Annotated in this window: 20 protein-coding genes and 1 other annotated feature; of the genes, 5 read left to right on the top strand and 15 right to left on the bottom strand. The window is 34.9% G+C overall.

Annotation, left to right across the window (positions count from 1 at the left end):
- Window positions 1-23: 23 nt before the first annotated feature.
- The 3 genes from D9842_RS13450 to D9842_RS13460 are packed head-to-tail and all read right to left on the bottom strand — an operon-like array spanning window position 24 to window position 3,452.
- On the bottom strand, window positions 24-1,340 hold the full coding sequence (locus D9842_RS13450) for a VanW family protein (protein ID WP_121662984.1): 1,317 nt from the start codon (window positions 1,338-1,340) through the stop codon (window positions 24-26).
- 16 nt (window positions 1,341-1,356) lie between these two features.
- Window positions 1,357-2,148, bottom strand: a complete 792-nt coding sequence (locus D9842_RS13455) for a PRC-barrel domain-containing protein (RefSeq protein ID WP_121662985.1) — start codon at window positions 2,146-2,148, stop codon at window positions 1,357-1,359.
- A 29-nt stretch (window positions 2,149-2,177) separates the two neighbouring features.
- On the bottom strand, window positions 2,178-3,452 hold the full coding sequence (locus D9842_RS13460; RefSeq protein ID WP_121662986.1) for a hypothetical protein: 1,275 nt from the start codon (window positions 3,450-3,452) through the stop codon (window positions 2,178-2,180).
- Between the two features lie 136 nt (window positions 3,453-3,588).
- Between D9842_RS13460 and D9842_RS13465 the strand changes: the two genes are divergently transcribed.
- The 3 genes from D9842_RS13465 to D9842_RS13475 are packed head-to-tail and all read left to right on the top strand — an operon-like array spanning window position 3,589 to window position 6,560.
- A complete protein-coding gene (locus tag D9842_RS13465; protein WP_162987430.1) occupies window positions 3,589-4,101 on the top strand; it encodes a type IV pilus modification PilV family protein in 513 nt (170 codons plus the stop codon).
- Window positions 4,085-4,747 carry a PilW family protein gene (locus D9842_RS13470; protein ID WP_121662988.1) on the top strand — a complete coding sequence of 221 codons (663 nt, stop codon included), beginning with the start codon at window positions 4,085-4,087 and terminating at the stop codon, window positions 4,745-4,747. The genes D9842_RS13465 and D9842_RS13470 overlap by 17 nt, the downstream gene beginning before the upstream one ends.
- Window positions 4,748-4,760: 13 nt before the next feature.
- A complete protein-coding gene (locus D9842_RS13475; protein ID WP_162987431.1) occupies window positions 4,761-6,560 on the top strand; it encodes a hypothetical protein in 1,800 nt (599 codons plus the stop codon).
- A gap of 53 nt (window positions 6,561-6,613) precedes the next feature.
- Here D9842_RS13475 and D9842_RS13480 read toward each other — a convergent pair whose 3' ends face one another.
- The 4 genes from D9842_RS13480 to D9842_RS13495 form a co-directional block, all read right to left on the bottom strand.
- Entirely contained in the window at window positions 6,614-8,347 is a 1,734-nt protein-coding gene (locus tag D9842_RS13480) for a VWA domain-containing protein (RefSeq protein ID WP_162987432.1), read from the bottom strand.
- 179 nt (window positions 8,348-8,526) lie between these two features.
- Window positions 8,527-10,236 carry a sensor domain-containing diguanylate cyclase gene (locus tag D9842_RS13485; protein WP_121662991.1) on the bottom strand — a complete coding sequence of 570 codons (1,710 nt, stop codon included), beginning with the start codon at window positions 10,234-10,236 and terminating at the stop codon, window positions 8,527-8,529.
- A 116-nt stretch (window positions 10,237-10,352) separates the two neighbouring features.
- Window positions 10,353-11,654 (bottom strand): bifunctional folylpolyglutamate synthase/dihydrofolate synthase, encoded by a 1,302-nt coding sequence (locus tag D9842_RS13490; RefSeq protein ID WP_121662992.1) that lies wholly within the window; start codon window positions 11,652-11,654, stop codon window positions 10,353-10,355.
- Window positions 11,655-11,724: 70 nt separating this feature from the next.
- Window positions 11,725-14,373, bottom strand: a complete 2,649-nt coding sequence (locus tag D9842_RS13495) for a valine--tRNA ligase (protein ID WP_121662993.1) — start codon at window positions 14,371-14,373, stop codon at window positions 11,725-11,727.
- A 110-nt stretch (window positions 14,374-14,483) separates the two neighbouring features.
- Window positions 14,484-14,726 (bottom strand) — a binding site (T-box leader).
- A 234-nt stretch (window positions 14,727-14,960) separates the two neighbouring features.
- On the opposite strand from D9842_RS13495, the gene D9842_RS13500 reads away from it, so the two are divergent.
- Window positions 14,961-15,152, top strand: a complete 192-nt coding sequence (locus tag D9842_RS13500) for a hypothetical protein (protein WP_098795912.1) — start codon at window positions 14,961-14,963, stop codon at window positions 15,150-15,152.
- Between the two features lie 41 nt (window positions 15,153-15,193).
- Here D9842_RS13500 and ysxE read toward each other — a convergent pair whose 3' ends face one another.
- The 8 genes from ysxE to hemA all read right to left on the bottom strand — a co-directional run bounded on the left by ysxE (window position 15,194) and on the right by hemA (window position 23,920).
- Window positions 15,194-16,237, bottom strand: a complete 1,044-nt coding sequence (ysxE, locus tag D9842_RS13505) for a spore coat protein YsxE (RefSeq protein ID WP_098795911.1) — start codon at window positions 16,235-16,237, stop codon at window positions 15,194-15,196.
- A gap of 100 nt (window positions 16,238-16,337) precedes the next feature.
- On the bottom strand, window positions 16,338-17,504 hold the full coding sequence (gene spoVID, locus D9842_RS13510) for a stage VI sporulation protein D (protein WP_098795910.1): 1,167 nt from the start codon (window positions 17,502-17,504) through the stop codon (window positions 16,338-16,340).
- Window positions 17,505-17,643: 139 nt separating this feature from the next.
- Window positions 17,644-18,933: a glutamate-1-semialdehyde 2,1-aminomutase gene (gene hemL / locus D9842_RS13515; RefSeq protein ID WP_098795909.1), complete on the bottom strand. Its 1,290-nt coding sequence runs from the start codon at window positions 18,931-18,933 to the stop codon at window positions 17,644-17,646.
- Window positions 18,934-18,976: 43 nt separating this feature from the next.
- A complete protein-coding gene (gene hemB / locus D9842_RS13520; RefSeq protein ID WP_098795908.1) occupies window positions 18,977-19,957 on the bottom strand; it encodes a porphobilinogen synthase in 981 nt (326 codons plus the stop codon).
- Complete coding sequence (locus tag D9842_RS13525; protein WP_121662994.1) at window positions 19,954-20,754, bottom strand: uroporphyrinogen-III synthase; 801 nt, start codon at window positions 20,752-20,754, stop codon at window positions 19,954-19,956. Before D9842_RS13525 ends, hemB begins: the two co-directional genes overlap by 4 nt.
- Window positions 20,754-21,686 (bottom strand): hydroxymethylbilane synthase, encoded by a 933-nt coding sequence (hemC, locus tag D9842_RS13530; protein WP_121662995.1) that lies wholly within the window; start codon window positions 21,684-21,686, stop codon window positions 20,754-20,756. The genes D9842_RS13525 and hemC overlap by 1 nt, the downstream gene beginning before the upstream one ends.
- Before the next feature lie 32 nt (window positions 21,687-21,718).
- A complete protein-coding gene (locus tag D9842_RS13535) occupies window positions 21,719-22,549 on the bottom strand; it encodes a cytochrome C assembly family protein (protein WP_373995074.1) in 831 nt (276 codons plus the stop codon).
- 18 nt (window positions 22,550-22,567) lie between these two features.
- Window positions 22,568-23,920, bottom strand: a complete 1,353-nt coding sequence (hemA, locus tag D9842_RS13540) for a glutamyl-tRNA reductase (RefSeq protein WP_121662996.1) — start codon at window positions 23,918-23,920, stop codon at window positions 22,568-22,570.
- Window positions 23,921-24,284: 364 nt separating this feature from the next.
- Here hemA and D9842_RS13545 point away from each other — a divergent pair, with 364 nt between their 5' ends.
- Window positions 24,285-24,773 (top strand): LiaF transmembrane domain-containing protein, encoded by a 489-nt coding sequence (locus D9842_RS13545; RefSeq protein ID WP_121662997.1) that lies wholly within the window; start codon window positions 24,285-24,287, stop codon window positions 24,771-24,773.
- Window positions 24,774-25,066: the final 293 nt, after the last annotated feature.

Raw genomic sequence — 25,066 nt, forward strand, 5'->3', positions numbered from 1 at the left:
CATAATCCCTTCTTTAATTAAGGTTATTTTTCAATTGCATTTTTTGAAGGAGTTTCCCAAATATCTTCACTGTTAGATTTCTCTTCATTCCCAGATGTATTGCTATCTTTGTTGTCTTCTTCAGATGATTCGTCGTTTTCTATTGTTTCCTGCTTCGTACTTTCAGTCTCTTCACTGATGTCGTTAGTAGATTGATTATTTAGCAATCTATTAATGAAACCAGTTTCAATTATTTTATGAGTAGGAGGATAAAAATCTTCGGCAATTTCCTCGGACTCAACAAAGGCTCCCTCTAAATCAAATACCTCACGAGTGATCTTAACAGATAAACCATCCTTACCTTTCTGAATGACCTTTTCTTGACCCTCTTCTAGTAAACTAGTATATCGAATAATTGATTTTGGTTTAAAAGATGTTTTTTCCTCTAAATTTACCTTATAGCTGTATAAAAAAGGTGCCCCATTTATTCTTACAAGTAGCCCAGCATTCGTTAACTTTAAAGAAATCGTATATTCCGATTGATTCGGGTTATACCATTTTAAATCAGACTTATCCTTTATAATATTTGCCTCATATCCAAGTTCAATTGTTTCTGGCAACTCATGACCTGTATGGCGTTCAACAATGACAAAATTAGTTGTTAGAAATGTTTTATAAAGGGCTGATGAAACAACATTTAACCCTTCCTGTGGAAGATTGTCTGATTTCTCTATAAGTTCTAGCATAGAAACTTGTGATTGAGCTGGTACGGTGATTGTGCCAATTGAGTCAACCACCCTTTGAACCAAGTTATAATCAAATGATGTTGAAACAAAATTTTCTGCTGCTACTGTATTTAAGTCGCTTTTTACATATGCTCCAATTGAGAAAAATTGATTTTCAGGAACCATCTTTTTCACAGCAACTTCAATTACAGCTTGAAGTTGCTCATGATCAATCGTATCGTACCGCTCATTAAGCAGGGATTTTAGTTGTTCTTCATAAACAGTTTGATTAACTGATACTATCAACTCATTACTCGCTCCATTAGTGATCGAGTCAACTGTTGCTGGAAAATCAAAGGTAAAAAAGTCCTGTCCGATTACTGTATTTTCTTCATTAATAGACAGCTGCAAATATTGACCTTTAAACCATGCTGCTACTTCTTGATTCAACTCATTTATAGCCTGCTCTTTTGTCATATTTTCTATATTGACAGAACCAATTAGTGTTCCTGGCTCAAAAGTTCCTTTTGACAGAAATGCATCATAAGCCTTCACACCCATTTGTGAAAAACTAACCAAATAAACAGTGGAAATAAGCAATACTAGATATATTTTCAACCCTCTGTTTAAGTTCAAAATTGGTTGCTCCTTTTTACATTTCAGTATTCATAGACAGTTCAACAAAAGTACTTGGTCCATCATTTTGGGCCTTTTTTATATCATCATTTGACAAGACAGTACCTTTTTCAATAAGTAATTGCTGATCAGATCCATAAATATCTTTAATGACTCTTTTTCCTTCTAATAACTGTATTTGTTTTTCCTTAATTACATCAATCTGTTCATTGTCAAGATCCTCAAATTGATCTTTCTTTTCTACTGGTAATAGATCTTCTAATAATTCTTCTACCGTACTATTTTGGTTTTCTGTTGAAACGTCCTCTTCAACAAGCTGTTTTGCAGACTCCAGTAATGCTGCGGCAGCATCTTCACTTACAACTAATATATCTTTTCCAAATGTTAGTACATGCTCTGACTTTACATATACATCCTTATTGTTTACAAACAAGTGAAGGCCAATAATAACACCTGTTTCTTCATTTAGGTAATATTCTTTCGCTTCTCCAAGTAATTGACCTTTTCGAGTAATCACACGAGTATCAGTGATTTTAATTCGTTTATTAACAAGCTGATTAGCGATTGGAATTTCATTTAAGTCAATAATGGCATTATCTGAATCGATTGTAACGGCAAACTCACCAATTCCAATCACTTTTCTAAATGGAATAGCCTTAACACTAACCTGCCAGTCATCGTGTTCAACTGTTAAAAAATCAACCGTCCCTTTTTCAGGATTCACCACAAGTGATTTTACATTTCCTAGCTCTAACCCCGCTGTAATACTAATAATTGGTAAACCTACAATTTCACTACTTTTTTTCATCTGTGTCACACACCTATTCTCTATTTTTACTATTTATTTAAAGAACTTATCCAGGTTAACTGTTCAAGTAGAACAGGGTATTGGTATAATTTTTGCTTCATATCTTCAAGTAATACATGATATTCAGTTTCTTTATTTACTTCGAAATAATGCTGTAAAAGCTCTTTGGCAAATAAGAAATAATCTTTTTCACTTGATGCCTCAGAAACAGCTTTTTGAAGAACCGCTTCATATTCAAGATTAGAAAGGTTGCTCTTATAGTAATGAAGCTGTTCTAGCAACATATTTAAAACGTTATTTGATAATTGGTGGAGGTTCTCCGGTTCTTCTACCTCAGAAGGAAGTTCCTGATCATCAGCTTCTTCTTCAGGCAGATGATCTTGTTCAAAGATGTCATCTATCAAATTCTCTTCTTCAACATCATGCTGCGCAGCAGAATCTTCTTTTTCTAACCCTTCGGTGTCTTCAATCATTTCCTGGTCCTCAGTATAAAGCCCATCTTCTTCTTTCATTTCTGAAGCCGATACTCTCTCTTCATCATTCATTAACGTTTCAAACAACTCGTTCATTTCGGAGTATGGCTCTGTGTCCTTCTGCTCATCTTCCGTTTCTTTGTTGTCGTCATGTTGAATTCCACTGATTTTATCGTCATCATTTTCTAGATCGACCACATCTCGACCCTCAAAAAGCTCAAGTAAAAAGTCATCCCCTAAATCAGTTTTCACCTTATCTTTAGAAGTTTCTTCTTGCTTATCATTTTCTTTAGAAACAGCAACCTCTTCTAGTGTCTTAGATTCAGGTTGTTCATCGTTTTGACTAGCATCTAATTGATCAAAAAATTCCTCTAGAAAATCTTGTTCACTTTCATTTTCTGATGTTTCCGGTTCAAATTCTACAAGCTCATTGTTTGGTTCTAATTCACTATCAGAAGGTGGAGCTTCTATCTCCTCCTCAGTTATGCTCTTAGGTGGGGATTCATCACTTTCTTCTGGAAGATCTACCTTTTCTTCCCTAGAATCAAATGAATCATCATGACTAAATTCATCTATGTTTTCCCCCTGTTCCAATTGAAAAAGAGCATCCCTTTTATTCAATAAATAACCTACTGCCATTAGAAGAACTAAGATAGCTGGGGCTGCTTGCCATATGGGCATTAATTGAATGGTGAAGGAAAAAAGCGCAGCACATAGTAAAGCTACACCTGCTAATACCATCTTACCGGCTTTATGTAACCCGAACGGAATAAAAAACAGAATTGGCACCAAAAGGATAAAACCAATAACTAACATTAAAAATATCTTCAAAATATCACCCCATTTAGTGATTAAGTAATTTTTCCTATATTTCTATCATTTATCCATGTATTTAACTAAAAAAAGACAAAAATCGACTATAACTTATTGTATAATAAAGTCGACCTATTTGAAAGAAGGTATTGGAATGAAATTCAAATTGGCAAAACTTTTCACCTATAACAAAGGGTTTACATTAATTGAAGTACTATTGTCTATTGTTATTTTTAGTATTTTAACTCTAGGTATGCTAGCACTTTTTTCACAGGCCATGACCTACACTCAAAAAAGTGAAAATGATACTTTAGGAGTATACGCAGCAAGGAATATGTTGAACTTTATGGAACAACAGAGCTTTGAGGAAATTAAAAAAATTTATATAGATCATTTAAAATCTAGAGGGGAAGGGTCTATTACTATTTTGAATAAAGGCATTTGTGAGGATTGGTATAAAGACATGGAAAGTGATGGATACGAACTATGTGATTTAGCTTTCAATCCAACCATAAACAATCGAGAAATTAATGTTTCTGTTGAACTAAAAAAGCATGATGATCAATCACTTCAAGATTTATTAATACCTATTAAGGTATTTGTTCAATGGGATAAAGACAACGAATCGACACTAGAGGGGTTTATTACAAATGAAAAACTTCGTTAAAGATATTCATAATGAAAAAGGTATATCCCTTATAGAAGTTATGACTACTCTTTTAATATCCTCAATAATTTTAGTTGTAGTCTATAATGTCTTTATTATGGGAATTAAGACGTATGAACGCGTTGGAGTTGAGGCTCAATTACGAGATGAAGCTGATTTTATTGTTTCTTCTATTTTGCAAGAACTTTACGATACACCTATTGATTCAGTTAGTAAATGTAAGGATGAAGAAAATTGCCTTGAAATTACACACAATAAATCATATCAATTAGATAGTAAATTCCCAACACTTATTCAGAAGAAATACAATATTGAATCCGAAACCATTACAATTAAATTAGAAAAAAACAATGTTAATATTTCCAAAATCAAAGAAACTGGAAATCTAGAAAAAGAAATTTATAACAGAAATTTACTCAACGATAAACATTCATTACTTTTTTTAAAAAAAATAAATAGTGACAATATCTTAGAAGATGTAAAATCTAAGATTAATGTTCACTGCCAGACAGAGAAAACAATACCTGATTCTCCTTGCAATCAGGGAATCATCCAAATTGTTCTTGAGTTACAGCACAAAAATTTCACAGAGGATAATTTTATTACTGTTGACCCAATTAAATTTGAAAGTGAATTTGGATTTTAAGCGAGGTAAATCAATGAATAGCGAAAAAGGACAAACACTAATTACTGTTCTAATGGTTTCTTTAATTTTCACCGTACTAGGTTTAACGATTGTTGCTGCGTCTATAAATAGTAACCAAAGAACAAACGTTAGAATTGAGGATATTGAGCTAACAGCTGAGGCAAACAAAAAGTTAAATGAGGGGATTGCTGAATTTATTCGAGTGGCTAGTAAAATTGAGTTAAAAGATCATGAACTGTACTCTGGTACTTTTGATTCTAATAACTTCGATTCAATAATCGAAAAATTAGCTGAGCAACACATTAATGTTAAAGATATTTCAAAGAGCGAGGAATATAAAATTCAAACAACTAAATATTTCACACGAATCTTTGAGTTTAGTTATCTTAGTAAAAATGATGACGCAGCATTTGCTAAACAAATCACTCGAAAAGTGTTCTTATCCCCAACACCTAGCTTTTTAAAATATGCCATCGGGTCTGGACCGGATGGCACAATTGATTTATTGGGCGCATCTGAAATAGATGGTGATCTCTTTTCAGGTAGCTTAAACACCAAAAATATAACAACGTTTGTGGATGTTAATGGAATACTTAAAGAAAAAGATACATTATACCCAAGAATTTATGGCAATATTTATCTAAAGAATACCTTTAATGGTTCAGACAGCTTCCCAACCACAATTGACCAATTGAAAGAAGTATTTGATGAGAAATCCAATTTGACTATTACAAAAGACACATCAGAATTCATTGAAGTAGACTTTGAAAACACAATGGCCCAACTATTTAACAAACTGTCTTATGGTTTTACTGACACAATGTTTGAATCTAAAGCTGATGTTCATTCATCATTAGAAAGTTTTCTTAGAAAATGTGCTAATCGAATCCGAACACCTAATATTGATATTGAGCCAACAATATCAGGAACTTGCTCAAACGAAATAGATCTTCTCTACTTTGATTTAGATAAAGGTAATGATTACTTTGACATTTTGGACAACAAAATCAAATCAAGTTCGAAAATACCTAGAACTTATGTTTATGCAAATGCTATAGGTAATTCCCAATTAGAAGAACCATCTACCTCTAACTACCGTCCACTTTATATTAAAGAAGGTAGTCTTAACATGCATGAGGATAGCTGGCTCATCGTTCACGGGGATTTATTTATTATTCCCCAAAATCGTACGATAGAATTAGATGGCAATATTATCGTAACAGGTAATTTGTATATTGAAGGTAATGATGACGAATGGAACAAGTCAGAAGATGATAATATAGAGGTTAATTCGACTATCTATGTCCTTGGTGAAACTGAAATTACCAATACAAATATTAAAGGATTAAACGATAAACAACTTGTTCTAATTTCCAAAGGTGATCTTCAAATTAATCGTATAAATGAATTTAAAAATTTACCAGAAGAGCTTATTGAAGTGGAGAAACTAGATGATTTAAAAGAAACAAAAGGGCTAGGTATACTTGACGCATACTTCTATACTCAAAAAAGGGCTGAGCTTTATGGGGTTGGATCATTATTTTTAATAAAAGGTGGATTATTCGCAAAGGAGCACCTTACTGTCAATGCCATTCGGCAAAATGAAATAAATAAGGAATCTGACAAAGATAATAAAATAGATCTTAATCAAAGTATTGACTCTGTTGCTTATCAAAGAAGATCAGATCAAAAATCCAGATTTCAGGTATTACAAGATTTAACTGTATTAACTGACCAAATAGACTCCTTGCCTAAGACTAATAGCTATCAAATCTACTTAAATGAGCCAATTATTATAAATGTTTCTGATTAACATTATAATCAGTATTTATCAAAAGAGGGAGCCAAAAATTAGCTCCCTCTTTTTTACCATTTACCAAAAGAATCTATGTTGTCACTACCATCAGGATCCTGACTGTCTCCCCTGTCACTAGGATCTTGATCCTCTTCTCCCGAATTACTATTTTTTTTGACAATAACGGTCATTGAATCTTTTATATTCGAATTTTCACTGGAAGTAGCTGTAATATCAGTATACCCAGCAGACTTACCTGTTACATACCATCCGTCACTCTTCTTTAAAATTTGAAGTGTTGTCGATATTGTATCTGAGGAAATAACCTCTTTAATCTCTTTATTAGTTGCATCTGAAGGATTAAAACGAAGATAATCTTCCACTTTAAATCTTTCACCAATATATATTGTTTTCTCCTTAGGAGAAAATTCAATACTCCTTAAAGGGATCCTAACTTCCACTTGATAAGGTATACCGGTCTTAGCTACTTTTCCAGAGTTATAAAGAACATCAAACGAGAAGTTATAAATACCAGCTGAACGAAATGTAAGCGGTAGTTCATAATGTAGAGAAGAATCTCCCTCACTAGGAGGATTTGGATTATAGAGTATATCTCTTAAACTCATGATAACTTCATTATCAGTTACGCTTACTGAATCATTTTCTTGAACAGTTACACCTTCTGGCAAATTAAATCTTATAAATCCATTAGACAGCGATGGATATTCTGCTGAAATACTCGCAGAAATATCTTTGAATATTTCAATAATATCATTGGAAGAGGCTCTTACTGCTTTTCCATTTGACATAGCTGAGAGCTCAGATAAATAACTCATATCTAATTGATTCTGATCACCGAACCCAATTGATAGCATCGTAATCTCATTATCTGCAAGAATCCGAGCTTGTTCACGACCATGTTCTTTAATCTTATCCGGGACACTCGGGTTATTATGAGAATATAGATACGGTCCGTATTGAGAATCAATAACGATACTGTTTATGTTAGAATTTGAATCATAAAGCAAGTTATAGTTTCCACTTAAAAAGTTCCTATTGTCAGAGATAACATACCAGTCATCATTATAAAATACAAACTTTCCGTCTAACATTTTATCTTTGTATTTACTATAACCATATATTCTTTCGTAATCATTATGCTGTATTAATTGATGATAATACCCATGAACATTTCCATATTTAGAAGAGTTCGTTGGTTTTCCATCGGTCATAAAAATGATATATTGATCCCTTTGACCACTGTATTTCCCATTATCTTTTGCATGAATTAACATATCTTTAGCTGCTTTCAATGCATCTGTATAGTTTGTTCCACCTTCAGCAGATGTTTGTCTTGCTTTGTTAGCTACTATATTAGGATTTGAATGAAGTCCATTAATCGTAGAGACATTATTTACATATGTATCGAAAGCCACTATGCCATAACGATCATCAAAGTCTTTTTTCGAATCAAAAAAGATTTCAACACCTTCTTCAACAGCATCCTGTGCTAGTGATAGTTTAGTATTATTCCTGCTTACAGGATCAGCCATTGAACCCGATTTATCAAAAACAATAACAACATCCATGGAATTCCGCTCATTTAACGATGCTGTTCCCCTAGGTAATAAATCAAAGATAACATTCGATGTTACTGAATGACCATTTTCAATTTCCAGTAATTGCTGTCCACCTACTGTCGCGTTAATTGAGAGGCCTTCTGCAGCCGACGCTTGATTAATAGATACAAATGATTGAATAACTAACAGGAGCACTATAAATATGGCTGTAAAATTCTTGTACATGCGTACTAAACCTCCCACGACATTTTCTAATCCAAAAGCATTAGAATAGGTATATAGTTCAATTATACCAGAGAAATTAGTCCAATATAATAGTCTCATATAAAATTTACATAAATACTACAATATTAGACTTTTATTGCGCAGGAAATATTCCCTTGTTTTTTAGTGAGTAATCAGGTCTAGCTAACATAACCTGCCACTCTATTTCGTCCAGCTCGTTTTGCACCTATATACATAGCACGGTCTGCATGACGTATTAAAGATAATGGGTCATCTGCATCATTTGGAGCTGTAGCTACTCCAAAGCTTGCTGTTACCAGAAGAGAATATGTTTGATTTACATTTTGTAGTGTGGTTTCAATAGTAAATGGTGTATCAGCTATATTTTGTCTTAGCTCTTCTGCTAATAGCAAGGTGTCTTCATTTTTATAACTCGGAAGCAGAACAACAAATTCCTCGCCACCATACCTAGCAACTGTTCCTCTTCCCCCAACAGTCTTCACAATTCTATTTGCCAATTCTATTAAGACCTCATTTCCCGCATGATGTCCATATGTATCATTTACTGATTTAAAATGATCTAGGTCTAATAAAATAATAGAAAGGGACTTATCTTCCTGACTGCTAATTAATTCGAATTCTTTCTGAAGTTCATTTTCTATAAATCGATAATTATATAACCCAGTAAGAGGGCAGTGCTCACTTTGTTTTTTTGTAATCTCATAATTTCTAGCATTTTCTATAGCAACACCGAGATATGTTGAAAGTAAGTCAATTAACATTAGCTGAGTTCGATCAAATGCCCTCTTTTTGTTGCTTGCTAAAATAACGATTCCAACCAAATCTTGATTTCTCTTTACAGGTACTCCTATAACACTTTCAACAGACTCCGGAAGCTGTGAATACTCAATATTCTTCCATTGCTTTCGTGAATGAAAAAGAACACTTTCTCTAATACCATACACATATCCAGATATTCCTTTTTTTGATGATTTATTGGTTCCTGGTTTTAGATGTATCATGCCATTTTCAAATTCTCTCACAATTTTCAGCTTATCTTGATCGTACACATCGATAATATAAGCTGCTTCAACCGGAATCATTTTCGTAATTTTCTCAATGAAGATATCAAGTACTTTCATTTTCTCTAACCTTTCAGTTAGCTGATGACCAATTTCACTAGCTTGCTGCAAGTAATGATTGATTTGATTGCTTTTATAGTAAAGAGTCAGAATAATAGATAATGTTAAAAGTGGTATACCTATAAAAAGAATCGATGCAATTCCGACTTCTAAATAAAGAAAATATAAAGCTACTCCAATTGGAAACACGATGATGGAAGTAAGGAATTCCCATAAAAAACTTCTTGTAAGAATTTCAAACCTTTCTTTAAACAGAAGTGATTTAATTGCATTTAATAATAATTGGTTTGAAAGAAAGATCGCTGCTTCGTAAGCAATAATTGCTGATAGAAAATGAGCACTGTATTCAGTTCCTCCATGAGTTCCGCCAACTAAATTGAATACGATCGCACCTATTATTGATATAGAAATAAAGAGTAAGGAGTTAAGAGGTATTCGGTACAGATCTTTTCTACTTATTCGCAGCTTACTTAAAAGTGCAATCAAAGCAACTTGAGTAAAAATAATCTCAACAAACAATCCAAAATAAAGAAAAACTGCTAATGAAACACCTTGAATATAGAACACTGGTGTATCATTAATAATGATCGGCCAGAAAGCAACCAGACACATTAATAAGAGAAAAGAAATAAGATCGAATTCCAGACCTGTTATGGTCGGAGGCGACATTTGATAGGAAATCCATAATAAAAAAGGAAAAGTAATAATCCATATAACCCATAATAAGAGTTGTCCCTTCCTATTCATCCTCTCGCCTCCTTTACAAAATAAGTATATCTTCCTATATTATACTAAATTTATAGAATATTCCCAAAAAAAATTTTATCTTTACTTTAATAATTATAGACCTTTAACATACAAGTTTATCTAACCAAATAGTTACGAACCTCTGAAATAAAATATAATGAACCCGTTATGATAATGATATCATCCTTTTTCCCTTGGTATAATTGGAGCAATTTTTCCAATATTTCCTGCCAAGATTCCGAATAACTCTTCTTCTGATGTTTACACACTGAGTAAAGTTTCTCCGATGCTTCAGCTCTCGGAAAATCAAAAGTCGTAAAATGCATGGTAGCAGCAATACTGCTTAGACGATCAATCATCTCTTTATACTCTTTATCTTTTAATGCACTAAATAAAATATGAACCTGTTTATCGTGGTAATGTCTAGTTACCGTTTCAATTAGACTCTCAATTCCTTCATTATTATGAGCCCCATCAACAATAATAACGGGATTATTATTAACCTGTTCAAACCTTCCCTTCCACATCGCCTTTAAAAGCCCTTTATAAATTTGATCGTCTGATACTGTTAGTTTGTTACGTTCCCGTAAATAATGTAGGGCTGAAACAGCTAATGCTGCGTTTTTTGTTTGATGCTGTCCCCTCATCTGAATTTTAAGGTTTTCCAATGAATAGCCTTCTGTTTCAACTGTAAACATTTCACCTCGCTCATAGGCGGAATGTTCGAGAATGTTAATTTCAGAACCAACACTTAACACCTCAGCATTTAATTGCTTTGCTCTATTCTTTATTACCTGAAGTGCTTCATCTTTTTCTACTGCTGTTAAGATTGGCACATTTTGTTTAATAATTCCTGCTTTTTCAGCAGCAATCTCAGTAATCGTATCACCCAATATATTCATGTGATCATAGCCTACATTCGTTATAATGGATAATAACGGGTTAATAATATTGGTCGAGTCCAATCGGCCTCCTAAGCCTGTTTCCAGTAGCAGAATATCAGGTTGATTCACCTTGCCGAAGTATAGGAACATCATTGTTGTAATAATTTCAAATTCAGTTGGTCCACCGAGCTCTGTTTGTTCAATTTTCTCAACGTATGGTTTTATTTCATTCACGAGATTTAACATATCTTCATCAGATATTGGCTCTCCATTTACACTAATCCGCTCATTAAAAGTTTCAATATAAGGTGATGTAAAAGTACCCACATTATAATTCGCTTCCTTTAGCATGTGTAGCATATAAGAGATTGTTGATCCCTTCCCATTTGTACCGGCAACATGAATGGTAGGAATGTTCTTTTCAGGATGTCCTAGTTCTTTTAAAAGCCATTCCATCCTTTTTAATCCAGGTTTAACTCCAAATTTTAATCGACCATGTATCCAATCCACAGCATCCTCATAACGGTTAAACATTGGTATCCTCCCTATAAAAACCATTTAAAAACTCGGGGGAACTAAAATTAGCACCACCCGAGTTCATCTCTTAGCCCTTTAGTTCTTGAATTCTGGCTAATACAATATCACGTTTTTCTCGATAATCGTTTTCTTTTGCTTTTTCCTCTTCAATAACTTTCTCAGGTGCTTTCTTTAAGAAGCCTTCATTGCCTAATTTCTTTTGAACGCGTTCTACTTCTTTATCAAGCTTTTCACGTTCTTTTTCAAGACGTTTGATTTCTTCTTCAATATTAATTAACCCTTCAATTGGTAAAATAATTTCAGCACCTGTAACAACAGCACTCATAGATTTTTCTGTTGAATCAACTTCTGTTGAGATGCTTAGAGAACTTGTATTACAGAATCTTTCAATATAAGCACGGTTGTTTTCAAGCTGTTTTAATACATCTTGATCTTTTGCTTTTATTCTCATTGGTATTTGCTTGCTCATTGGTGTGTTAACTTCTGCACGAATGTTACGAACAGCACGTATCACTTCAACTAATAACTTCATTTCTGTTGCTGCCGCGCGGTCTGTTAATTGTTCATTAACAGTCGGCCAAGCTGCAACTGTAATGGATTCACCTTTATGAGGAAGTGATTGCCATATTTCTTCTGTAATAAATGGCATAAATGGATGCAACAATCTCATTGTGTGATCAAGTACATACGCAAGAATAGAACGAGTTGTTTTCTTCGCTGCTTCGTCTTCTCCGTATAGAGGAAGCTTCGCCATTTCAATATACCAATCACAGAAATCATCCCAAATGAAATTGTAAAGAAGACGTCCAACTTCACCAAATTCATATTTATCAGCAAGCTTTGTTACATTTTCAATCGTTTCATTTAAACGAGTTAAAATCCATTTATCAGCAACAGATTTTTCACCAGTTAGATCAATTTCTTCATATGTTAAGCCGTCCATATTCATCAACGCAAATCGTGATGCGTTCCAAATTTTATTGGCAAAATTCCAAGTAGATTCAACTTTTTCATAGCTAAAACGTAAATCCTGACCCGGTGAACTTCCTGTTGATAAGAAGAAACGTAATGAATCAGCACCGTATTGATCAATAACTTCCATCGGATCAACACCATTACCAAGTGATTTACTCATTTTACGTCCCTGCTCATCACGCACAAGACCATGGATTAACACATCCTTGAATGGACGTTTACCTGTAAATTCAAGGCCTTGGAAAATCATACGAGATACCCAGAAGAAGATAATGTCATAACCTGTTACAAGTACATCAGTTGGATAGTAACGTTTAAAGTCAGCTGACTCGGTATCCGGCCAACCCATTGTTGAAAACGGCCATAGCGCTGAGCTAAACCATGTATCAAGAACATCATTGTCTTGCTCCCAGTTTTCAATATCAGCTGGTGGCTCCTGGTTTACATAAACCTCTCCAGTTTCTTTATGGTACCAAGCAGGTATTCTATGTCCCCACCAAAGCTGACGAGAGATACACCAATCACGAATATTTTCCATCCAACGTAAGTACGTTTTCTCAAAACGATCTGGAACAAAGTTTACCTTTTCATCATCTTCTTGAAGCTTAATTGCTTCATCAGCAAGTGGCTGCATTTTAACAAACCATTGAGTAGAAAGGTAAGGCTCGACAACCGCACCACTTCGCTCACTATGACCAACTGAATGCATATGCTCTTCAATTTTGAAAAGTACACCTGAATCTTGTAGATCTTTTACAATTTTCTTTCTGCATGCAAAACGGTCTAAGCCTTTATAAGCGCCTGCCTTGTCATTCATTGTGCCATCTTCATTCATAACTAAAATACGTTCAAGGTTATGACGATTTCCAATTTCAAAATCATTAGGATCATGTGCTGGTGTAATTTTTACTGCACCAGAACCGAATTCCATATCAACATAATCATCGCCTACGATTGGAATTTCACGCCCTACGATTGGTAGTACAACATTTTTGCCAATTAAATGTTTATATCTTTCATCTTCCGGATGAACAGCAACAGCTGTATCTCCTAGCATTGTTTCCGGGCGAGTTGTTGCGATTTCAATTGAGCCTGAACCGTCTGCTAATGGGTAACGCATATGGTAGAAGGCACCTTGAACATCCTTATAAATAACTTCAATATCAGATAATGCTGTTTTTGTTTGTGGATCCCAGTTAATAATATACTCTCCACGATAAATTAAGCCTTTATTATAAAGAGTAACGAATACTTCACGAACTGCTTTTGAAAGTCCTTCATCAAGAGTAAATCGTTCACGACTATAATCAAGACCAAGACCTACTTTTGCCCACTGCTCACGAATATGACCAGCATATTCTTCTTTCCATTTCCAAGTTTCTTCAATGAACTTTTCTCTTCCTAAATCATATCTGGACTTTCCTTCTTCTTTTAACTTTGCTTCTACCTTTGCTTGTGTAGCAATCCCAGCGTGGTCCATACCTGGAAGCCATAACACATCAAAGCCTTGCATTCTTTTCATACGCGTTACAATGTCTTGCAATGTTGTATCCCAAGCATGACCTAGGTGCAGCTTTCCTGTTACGTTAGGTGGTGGGATCACAATTGTATAAGGTTGTTTCTTTTCGTCACCAGTTGCCTCAAAGTACTTTCCTTCAAGCCAAAAAGAATAGCGGTTTTTTTCAATTGCATTTGGATCATATTTTGTTGGTAATGAAACTTGTTGTTCATTGTTTTCCATTAGATTTCCTCCTAAGTTTTCTTTTTACATTTTTTATGTACATGTGAAAGATTACTTGGTACCATTTCACATATTTTCCAGTTTTAAAAATAAAAAACTCCTTCCATCCATAAAAGGACGAAAGGAGAATATTTCGCGGTACCACCTTTTTTTATAGACAGTATAAAAATATTTACTAAACAGTCTACACACTCATCAACTTAACGGCTTTCAACCGGCTTCTCCTACTATATTTTTTCAAAGAAGCAACTCCTGGGCGACCTTCCAATGCCTCTACTTAAGAAATCTTCCAGCAATGATTTCTCTCTCTGTAAAGTGATGACGATTGTACTCTTCCCATTCAACGTTTCATCATATGTACTTTTTCTTTAACAACTTATTCTATATTACTAAACAATCCTTTTTTTCGTCAATATTTTCCCCATATTTCTTCCCTTTCATACAGGCACCTATCACAGAATCTTGGCATATTTTACATTAAGTGGTCCTTTGCACGAACAATTCTTTATTTTTAAACACATAATATGAGCTATTTCTGAAATTGTGAGTAGTTTTATAGAAAAGCTTAAACGAGGAGGAGTTGTCATATGAAGAGGCGGTATAGCCCTTACACACTCCCGCCATGGCTTAGACAAATTCGGGCGGTCGGCGTACAGATTATCATTCCTTTAACCATCTTCCAGGGCATTCGAACTGTTTTCTTTCCTACAACATTTGATGTTCTTTTGCTCGGTATTTTAATTGGCTTAGCTATTGCACTCCGTTATGATTGGATTTAACAGTAAAAAAGGAATCGGAATTGTCCGATTCCTTTTCATTTCTAAGATTCAGTTTGTGCCTCTGCTGCTTCTGCTTCCATTTTCTTTCTGTTTTCTATTTCGGAAACCTTCATGACAAAGTACTCAATATTTTTAAATTGCCAATAAGCTCTTACAAGCTGTTTATTTGCTTCTAACTCAGAGCTCTTTTTCCCCTTTTTTGAATAGTTTTTAATGAAACGACATAGTCGCTCTGGATAAGCCAAATAACCAATAAATAAAAGCATTTCCTCTTCTGTAAATGGGTAGTCTTTTTGATAGGAATAAAACCAATTCACAACATCATCACTTTGAATTGGATAAGTTTTCGCCGTTCGATTCAAAAATAATAAAAAATCATCAATTGGACTTGAATATGACGATTTCTCAAAGTTTGATAAATAACCATTTCCATCATCATCATATAAGAAGTGGCGCGCAGATACTTTTCCATGCGTTAACACTACTCTTGAAGACTTTTGATCTGTCATTTTCTCATACCACTCATCAAGCTTTTTACGGGAAAATTCAATAGCTCTTGACACCTCAGTATAGTAAGTAACGGCTTGCAACTCAAATGGAGATAAATAAATCTTTTTCTCACATTCTTCAACAAAGGTTTCAATACGTGCTTTTTCTTCATCCAATTTATTCGTTAGTTTTTCATAATGATTTGTTGCCTCTTGACCATCAAGAGATATTTTCTTTTCTGTTCGTTTGTGAAGGTTTGCTACCTCTTTAAATAGAAGTTGATGACGAGCATCACGTTCTTCTTCTTGTTCATTCACAAGCCATGGCATTAAGTAATAGTACTCCCCATTATATTGAGAAATAAGCTGCTGCTGTTTATTTCTTAAAAGTGGAACATAATTCGAATATTTTTGTTCATTTAAGATTCGAATAGAATCAACAAAATATGGATTAAATTCACTTGATAATTTCTTTAATACATAAGGACCGGTATCTGTATATACCTTAATTGTTTTCTTGGTGATTTCCTCTGTATATTCCGGGTATAAATCGTAATTTTGTAGCAAAAGCCTTAGTTCGCTTAGCTGCATCGACATAGATCCTATCACCTCTACTCCTTAGAAAGAAAATTGAAAAAAACAGCCGAGGAAAAAGATGCCCCATGCTGTTCTTTGTCTTTCAAATAAATAATAGATTTTATTTACTTGTTGAGTATGCAGGGATATAAAGAATTTGTCCTTCATATACATCTTGATCTGCATGAAACTCATTTACACGTAAAATTTGTTGAATGGAAATTTCATATTTCTCACTAATTAGTTCAAGTGTATCTCCTTGTTGAACAATACACATTTTCACTCTGGAGAAATCTTCTTCTTCGTCTCTTGCAAATAAACTTGTTAAGTAATGGGCATCCTTTGTTTCTCCCTCTTCACGACCAACTTCATCTTTCTTTTGTAAATCTTCATCTACATTTGTCGGCTCTTCTTCGGTTTTAGAGAAAAAGGAGTATTGTACTTCTTGAGGTTCAGGAGTTGGTTCTTCTCTTCTTACTTCCACAACAAATGGATCGTAAACCTCTTCTTCAGTTTGTCCTTGCGGCTCAACATTAACTTCTTCATCAACAGCCGGTTCAGGCTCTACAATTTCTTTTTCATATTCAACAGGAGACGCTTCAACCACTTCTTCTTCTACTTCCTCCTCACGCTCTTCAACTACTTCCTGTTCTTTCGTGACAGAGAAGGAAGGTGATAATTTGTCCACGTCTTCTTCATCTAACTTTCTTTCCTCATAGAAAGAAGAAAAAGGTGAAGGTGTAGGCTCTATGCTTGAAACAGGCTCGGGATTATTATGTTCAGCAGTGTTTTGTTCTTCACGGAAAAGAGCTTCAAATGCTTCTTCCTTAGGTTCTTCTGTAGGTCTCTCTTCTTCTTCCACTGTCTCTCCATTCGAAATTCCGCTTATAGATAAATCAGCTATTAATTTTAAGCAAGCATGTTCAGGTAAATCATAATCAAAGGATTCGATCGAAACATACACCTCGTCTAGCTGTTGAATTCGATTTCTAGGAATCGTAATATCAACAGGAAAACGATGATTTAAGACGCTCACACCATCTTCACGTGTATCGACCTCATTTACATAACGTACATTTGCGTATTCGAACGTTTCCTCTTCAGAACTTTCCGTTTCTATTTTATATTCCCCAGTAAGCTGCAGGGCACCACGAATGGAAATGTACTGATCATGTTCATGAATTGCAATATCCGGATCTAAAGAAATAGATAAAAGTTCAGATACTTCCTGTCCTTTTTGAAACCAAACAGATTCTTCTACTGAGAAACGTAGTTGTTGTTGTGACAAAAATATTTCCTCCTTTCAAATAGCCTAGCAAAATAACTATGACATTACAGATGTATGTGTGAAAGAAGGAAATTATGATGATATTTTAAAAAACATAAAAAATCCACCACAACTTGTGATGGATTTAATTTAATCAAAATTATTTTTTCAAATCTGCAAATGCCTTCTTTGCAGCATCTATTGTATGATCAATGTCCGCGTCTGTGTGTGCTGTTGATAGGAATAAGCCTTCAAATTGTGATGGAGGAAGGAATACTCCTTGATTTGCCATGCTTCGATAGTAGCTTGCAAAGAAATCAAGATTTGACGTTTTCGCTTTTTCGTAATTTGTTACATTTTCATTAGTGAAGAAGAAGCCAATCATAGAGCCGGCACGATTGATTGTATGCGGAATTTCATACTCATTAGCAGCAGCTGACAGACCTTCCTCAAGACGATCTGCTTTACGCTTAAATTCCTCATAAGAATCTCTTGTTAACTGTTTTAATGTTTCATATCCCGCTGTCATCGCGAGTGGGTTTCCTGATAAAGTTCCTGCTTGATAAATTGGTCCACTTGGAGCAATTTGCTTCATAATTTCCGCTTTACCACCATAAGCTCCTACAGGTAAACCTCCACCAATTACCTTGCCAAGGCATGTTAAATCAGGTGTAACACCGTAATAGTCTTGAGCACAGCCATAATCTACACGGAACCCTGTCATAACCTCATCAAAGATTAATAAGGCACCATATTGTTCTGTCATTGCTCGTAACCCCTCAAGGAAACCTGGTTGAGGTGGAACAACTCCCATGTTCCCTGCTACAGGTTCTACAATGATCCCTGCAATGTCTTCTCCAAATTGTTCAAATGCATATTGAATGCTTTCTAAATCATTGTATGGAACAGTAATCGTATTTTTCGCAATTCCTTCAGGTACACCAGGACTATCTGGTAATCCTAACGTTGCAACTCCTGATCCTGCTTTAATTAGTAAAGAATCACCATGACCATGGTAGCAGCCCTCAAACTTAATGATTTTATTTCGTCCAGTATAGCCCCTTGCTAATCGTAATGCACTCATCGTTGCTTCTGTCCCTGAGCTTACCATACGGACGATTTCAATCGAAGGTACACGATCTATTACAAGCTTTGCAAGTTCGTTTTCAATCAGGGTAGGAGCACCAAAGCTTGTACCTGACTCAACAACTTTTTTAATGGCTTCAACTACAGTATCGTTCGAATGACCATGAATAAGCGGTCCCCAAGAAAGAACATAGTCAATATATTCATTTCCATCGATATCATAGATTTTTGAGCCTTTTCCTCGTTCCATGAATATAGGATTCATTCCAACAGATTTAAATGCTCTTACAGGACTATTAACACCACCGGGCATTAATGATTGAGCTTCTTGAAATGCACTTTCGCTTTTTTGATAGCTATTCATTTTCATTCCTCTTCCTTCCTCTTGTAAAGTAAAAGGCTTTCCCTTATTGATCTTCCCTTATCCACCGTGCTGCGTCTTTTGCAAAGTATGTAATAATTAAATCAACACCTGCACGTTTCATTCCGACTAACATTTCCATCACCAATGCTTTTTCATCAACCCATCCATTTTGTGCAGCTGCTTTAATCATAGAATACTCACCGCTAACATTATAAGCAACAATAGGAACGTTGAATTGATTTTTCACATCACGGATAATATCTAAATAAGATAATGCCGGTTTTACAATTAAAAAGTCCGCACCCTCTTCTAAATCGGACTGAGCTTCTCTTAATGCTTCATCACGATTAGCAGGATCCATTTGATATGTTTTTCGATCACCAAATTGTGGTGTGCTGTGTGCAGCATCACGGAACGGCCCGTAAAAAGCACTTGCATATTTAACTGCATAAGACATAACCGGAATATGTTCAAAGCCAGCTTCATCTAACCCATGTCTGATTGCAGCTACAAAGCCATCCATCATGTTTGAAGGAGCGATAATATCGGCACCTGCTTTTGCTTGACTGATAGCGGTACGTGCAAGCAAATCAAGGGTAGGGTCGTTTAATACTTGTCCATTTTCAACAATTCCACAATGTCCATGATCTGTATATTGACATAGACATGTATCCGCAACAACAACTAATTCAGGGAAGGATTCTTTTACCTGTCTAGTTGCACGTTGAACAATGCCATTATCATGATAAGCTTGAGTTCCTACATCGTCCTTTTCATCAGGAACACCAAATAAGATAACAGACTTAACCCCTAACGAAACAACCTCTTCAATTTCTTGATTCAAAAGATCTAAAGACAAGTGATAAACACCTGGCATTGATGGAACTTCGTTTTTCTTATTATCCCCTTCTACAACGAAAATTGGATAAATAAAGTCCTCTGGGCGAAGATGTGTTTCCCTCACCATTGCTCTTAGGTTATTGCTGTTACGTAAACGGCGGTGTCTTGTAAATTGAATATTCATTGATTATCCTCCCGGTTTTGTTCTAATTCAACCATTAACTTCACCATGTCATCAATTGTATAGGAAACAGGCATAACACCTATAAATCCATATTCTTTTAACGTTTTATTCGTAATTGGGCCGATACATATGAAGGTAACTTTACTCAAATGCTCCATGAGTTCTGATTTATGTAGTACTTTCATAAAGCTGTCAACAGTAGATGAGCTTGTAAAGGTTATGTAATCTAGCTGATCTTCTTTGAGATATGAAATAAGCTTAGCAGCTTCTCTTTTATTATGTATTGTTTCATAGACAATTAAATCTTCTGTGTTAAAACCTTGTTTTTTTAATTCTGTTATCAAAACTGGTCTTGATAGATTTCCTCTAATCACAAGGATTTTTGAAGATTTAGAAAGGTTTTCCCCTATGCTTTCTGCCAGCTTTTCAGCCACAAATTCTTCAGGTATAACAGAAACATTGAGATTTAGTTTCTCCATTTGCTTACTCGTTTTTCTTCCAACAGAAGCGGCAATCATATGCTGTAATGCTTCATAAGGAATTCCAAATCGATCTAAGAACTCTTTAAAGTAAATAACACCATTTGCACTCGTAAACACAATGCAATCAAATTCATGTAATCTTGTAAGCGTTTGTTGAATAATAGATTCATTTGATTTTTTAGGTCTTATTTCTAGAAGCGGAGCGGATATCCCGACTCCGCCTTCTTCTTCAATTTTTTGAATAAATTCTTCTACTTGAGACTTTGCTCTAGTTATTAAAACCCGTTTCCCTTGTAAAGGACGGATCTCCCCCATTATTGATCTAACTCCTCTTTTACCCGGTCGATTAGGGCTTTAGCTCCTTGATTTGTTAATGTTTCTGCGACTTTACTCCCTAATGCTACTGGATCTGTTCCTGTAACCGTTTGTTTATACACTTCTTTCCCGTCAGGTGAGGCAATAAGACCTGTAAATTCAATTTCTTCCTTTTCATTTACTGTTGCAAATCCAGCAATAGGTACTTGGCATCCACCCTCCATTTTAGTAAGGAAGGTCCTCTCAGCAGTAACAGCTAATTTCGTAGACAAATCAGTGAATTTTGTAAAAAGATCTAACAATTCTAGATCATCCGCGCGACATTCAATTGCTAAAGCACCTTGCCCTACTGCTGGTAGGCAAATTTCCGGTTCTAAGAATTCAGTAACAACTTCTTGACTCCAGCCCATGCGTGCCAAGCCTGCTGCAGCTAGAATAATTGCATCATAATCCTCTGTTTTCAGCTTCTCTAAGCGAGTATCTATGTTTCCTCTAATCCATTTAATTTCGAGGTCAGGTCTTTCAATTAAAAGCTGCGCACTTCGTCTCAAGCTGCTTGTTCCGACAATTGCTCCACTTGGTAAATCTGAAAGCTTTTTATGGTCTTTAGAGATAAGAACATCTCGGTGATCCTCACGGTTTGGAATGCATCCTATCGTTAAACCCTCCGGTAAAATCCCAGGCATATCCTTCATACTATGAACAGCCATATCAATTTCACCGTTCATCATTGCTTGCTCGATTTCTTTTACGAACAAGCCTTTTCCTCCAACTTTTGATAAAGTTACATCTAAAATTTGATCACCTTTTGTCACAATTTCCTTGATTTCAAATTCAAACGGTAAACCAAAAGATTTTAACTGATTAATTACCCAATTTGTTTGTGTTAATGCTAATTTACTACGTCTAGATCCAACAACTATTTTTCGCATATGCTCCTCCTACTATGTCTAAAAGCAACCAATCATGAATCCCAAAAATGAAACCTTGATAGACTACCAAACAAGAAAAAGTTAATTAATAAAACTAAAAACGATGCTATGTTTAAAAGAGCAACAGACCTGCCCTGTAATTCTTTCACAATTCTTATATAAAGATAGATCCCATACGTCACTAACACCATAAATGACCCTAGCACTTTCGCATCATACCATTGAAAATGAGCTACTTTAATATAGGCCCAAATAACCCCTAAAATTAAACTTAATAACAGCATAGGTACGCCGATAACATTTAATACATATGACATATGGTCGAGTTTTGAAAGATCTTCTAATCGAAGAAGGCGCTTTCCCCACTTTTTCTTTTTGAGTAAATTATATTGAATGGTATAAAGGATCGAAAACACAAACGATAGTGAAAACGCCCCATAAGAAAGTATAGCCATCGTAATATGAATTAATAGCAGTTCCGAGACAAGCTGACTTGATACAGCAGCCGACTCGTATTGAGCTGGGGCAAAAGTATGTATGGCCATCATGATAAAGCCTATTACGTTTGTGAAAAAAATAATAAATTCCGCTTTAAGGAAACGGTTTAAAACAAGTGACAATGTGACTAACACCCATGTATAAAAATAAAGCCCTTCAAACACATTTAAAACAGGAAATCTACCTGTTTCAAACATACGAACAAATAAAAAAATTGTTTGTAATAGCCAAACAATAGAAAGTAACCAGAAGGCAGCTCGATTCGCCTTCCGGTTATTATTAAGAAAATCTATAAAATATAAGAGTACACAAATAGCATAAAGTATTATGGTTAATTCATTAATTCTGCTTAAGCTCATCTCCATAATGAAAGGTCCTTTCACTTACGATTGAAGTGAAGCACGATAAATCGGATCGTTTGCATGAACAGTTTGTTTATCTGATTTATCCATTTTCATTTGCTCTTCAACAGCTTCTTCGATATTAAAGATTTTCATAAATAAATCCAATGATTCCTGTGCATTAGCCTCTGCAGATAACTCTTTTACCTTTACAATCGGATCTTTAAGCAATTGATTAATAATGCTTTTTGTATGCTTACTTAAAACTTTTCTTTCACGTTCAGTTAAGTTAGGCATTTTTCGCTCGATACTTTCCATCGTTTCAGCTTGAATATTTAAAGCTTTTTGACGAAGTGCTGAAATAACAGGTACAACCCCAAGCGTATTAATCCATTGTTTAAATTGAACAATCTCCGCTTCGATCATCAGTTCAATCTTTTCCGCTGCAACTTTACGCTCTTGTAAGTTTGCTTCAACAATCCCTTGTAAATCATCAATATCATAAAGAAATACACTATCTAAATCCGCAAGCTTAGGATCTAAATCACGTGGCACAGCAATATCGACCATAAATAATGGGCGACCTTTTCTCATTTTTTCCACATGTGTCATCATTTCTTTAGTAATAACAAAATCTTTAGCACCAGTTGAACTAATAAGAATATCCGCTTCCACTAATCCACACTGAAGTTCGTTTATTCCTTTTGCCTTTCCATTAAAACGATTAGCAAGCTCTTCAGCCTTCTGCAACGTTCTATTCATAACAGTAACTTTACCTACACCACTGCCATGCAGATTTTGCACAGCTAATTCCCCCATCTTACCCGCACCTAAAATGAGTACGTGCTTAGAACGAAGGTCACCAAAGATTTTCTTAGCAAGTTCAACTGCTGCATAACTAACTGAAACAGCATTTGCTCCAATATCAGTTTCTGAATGTGAACGTTTAGCCAATGAGATTACTTGCTTAAACAGCTGATTGAATACTGTTCCTGTTGTGTTGTTTTCCTGGGCATGTAAAAAGCTAGTACGAACCTGTCCCAGAATTTGAGTTTCACCCAAAATCATAGAATCCAATCCGCATGCTACTCTACATAAATGCTCTAATGCACCATCTTGTTCAAAAATAGTTAAATACGGTGAAATCTCTTCTTTCTCTAGTCCGAACCAATCTGCCAAGAATGCTTTAATATAATAACGTCCGGTATGAAGTTGATCTACTACAGCATATATTTCTGTACGGTTGCAGGTAGATACAATGACATTTTCAAGTATGCTTTTTTGTTCTTTTAACTGTTTCATCGCATCTGTTAGCTCTTGAGGTTGAAACGAGAGCTTTTCGCGAATTTCAACAGGGGCTGTTTTATAATTTAAGCCGACAACAAGTATATGCATTTTCTTATACACCCCCATGTACAAGGATCTCTACTTCTAGTATATCACGATTGATTTTTTTCTCTTCTAAAAAATGTGAACAGTCTTTGAAACTATATGTTATGATAAAATATGTTTATTATTTCACTGATTCACACCATTTTCAACTTATTAATGGTCGTGTGTATTTGTTCACAAAAAACACTGTTTTTTCTATAAGAAATTCTACATTCTCTGACATCATTCTCATACTATTCACTCTGTACAATAACAAAAATCACGAAGTTAATCAAGCTATTGATTTGGACAAGGAAACATATCAATTAAATTCTCCGACCACAACGGACAGGTTTTCCTTATATACTATTCATGCAAGAGGTGGACAATGAAAAAAATTACATTATTACCAACAATGCTACTATTAGGAATTGGCATTTTTTATTCTATCCAAAAATTAAATATTCATTTATTTGAAGGACAAAACAGTTGGCCTTTTTTATTAATATTACTTGGACTTACGTTTTTAGTTAGTGGTCATTTTGAACAAGATGCGTCAGCCATTTTACCAGGAATCATTTTAGCAGGCCTTGGTATCCATTTTCACTTTGCTAGCAAGATTGCTTCTTGGCCTGATTATCCTGCTGCTTTTTTATTCATCTTGTCTCTTGGGATGATTTTAACTGCTACAAAAACTAAAACCGGTTATCAGCAAGGTCTTATTATATTAGCTATAGGCTTATTTCTACACTTTTTCCATAAAATTATTCAATCCCTAACGATCATCGAAAACGGTGTAGACTTTATTGAAACTTACTGGCCACTACTTTTTATTGTTATTGGTGCTTTATTGTTAGTGCTGCGGAGAAGGAGATAGGGTGCCTGTCACTTCTCACATTTTGTTGAAATATGTCGATGTTGATAACACCAAAAGACTCTGGTATATTTCCATAACCGGTTCGGTTTTGGCATACAATAACTAAAAAAGCGCACCAATTCGCAGTCTTATTCGCAAGTGAATAAGACTGCTTCTTTTTTGTTGATATATATGAAGTTTAATGAAATGGAATGAACGGTAAAATACGCCTTGAATTTCCAAACCCTTTTAACATAATGACATAATTTGTGTGAACATGAAAATTCGCAAGCTCATTGTTATTCCAATTGTTG

Source organism: Metabacillus litoralis (assembly GCF_003667825.1).
Lineage (GTDB): Bacteria > Bacillota > Bacilli > Bacillales > Bacillaceae > Metabacillus > Metabacillus litoralis_B.

Bases quoted from the DNA above. Each gene is read 5' to 3' on its own strand.
- D9842_RS13455 (WP_121662985.1), bottom strand. From the start codon at position 2,148: ATGAAAAAAAGTAGTGAAATTGTAGGTTTACCAATTATTAGTATTACA.
- D9842_RS13465 (WP_162987430.1), top strand. From the start codon at position 3,589: ATGAAATTCAAATTGGCAAAACTTTTCACCTATAACAAAGGGTTTACA.
- D9842_RS13470 (WP_121662988.1), top strand. From the start codon at position 4,085: ATGAAAAACTTCGTTAAAGATATTCATAATGAAAAAGGTATATCCCTT.
- D9842_RS13475 (WP_162987431.1), top strand. From the start codon at position 4,761: ATGAATAGCGAAAAAGGACAAACACTAATTACTGTTCTAATGGTTTCT.
- D9842_RS13480 (WP_162987432.1), bottom strand. From the start codon at position 8,347: ATGTACAAGAATTTTACAGCCATATTTATAGTGCTCCTGTTAGTTATT.
- D9842_RS13485 (WP_121662991.1), bottom strand. From the start codon at position 10,236: ATGAATAGGAAGGGACAACTCTTATTATGGGTTATATGGATTATTACT.
- D9842_RS13490 (WP_121662992.1), bottom strand. From the start codon at position 11,654: ATGTTTAACCGTTATGAGGATGCTGTGGATTGGATACATGGTCGATTA.
- D9842_RS13495 (WP_121662993.1), bottom strand. From the start codon at position 14,373: ATGGAAAACAATGAACAACAAGTTTCATTACCAACAAAATATGATCCA.
- D9842_RS13500 (WP_098795912.1), top strand. From the start codon at position 14,961: ATGAAGAGGCGGTATAGCCCTTACACACTCCCGCCATGGCTTAGACAA.
- ysxE (WP_098795911.1), bottom strand. From the start codon at position 16,237: ATGTCGATGCAGCTAAGCGAACTAAGGCTTTTGCTACAAAATTACGAT.
- hemL (WP_098795909.1), bottom strand. From the start codon at position 18,933: ATGAATAGCTATCAAAAAAGCGAAAGTGCATTTCAAGAAGCTCAATCA.
- hemB (WP_098795908.1), bottom strand. From the start codon at position 19,957: ATGAATATTCAATTTACAAGACACCGCCGTTTACGTAACAGCAATAAC.
- D9842_RS13525 (WP_121662994.1), bottom strand. From the start codon at position 20,754: ATGGGGGAGATCCGTCCTTTACAAGGGAAACGGGTTTTAATAACTAGA.
- hemC (WP_121662995.1), bottom strand. From the start codon at position 21,686: ATGCGAAAAATAGTTGTTGGATCTAGACGTAGTAAATTAGCATTAACA.
- D9842_RS13535 (WP_373995074.1), bottom strand. From the start codon at position 22,549: ATGGAGATGAGCTTAAGCAGAATTAATGAATTAACCATAATACTTTAT.
- hemA (WP_121662996.1), bottom strand. From the start codon at position 23,920: ATGCATATACTTGTTGTCGGCTTAAATTATAAAACAGCCCCTGTTGAA.
- D9842_RS13545 (WP_121662997.1), top strand. From the start codon at position 24,285: ATGAAAAAAATTACATTATTACCAACAATGCTACTATTAGGAATTGGC.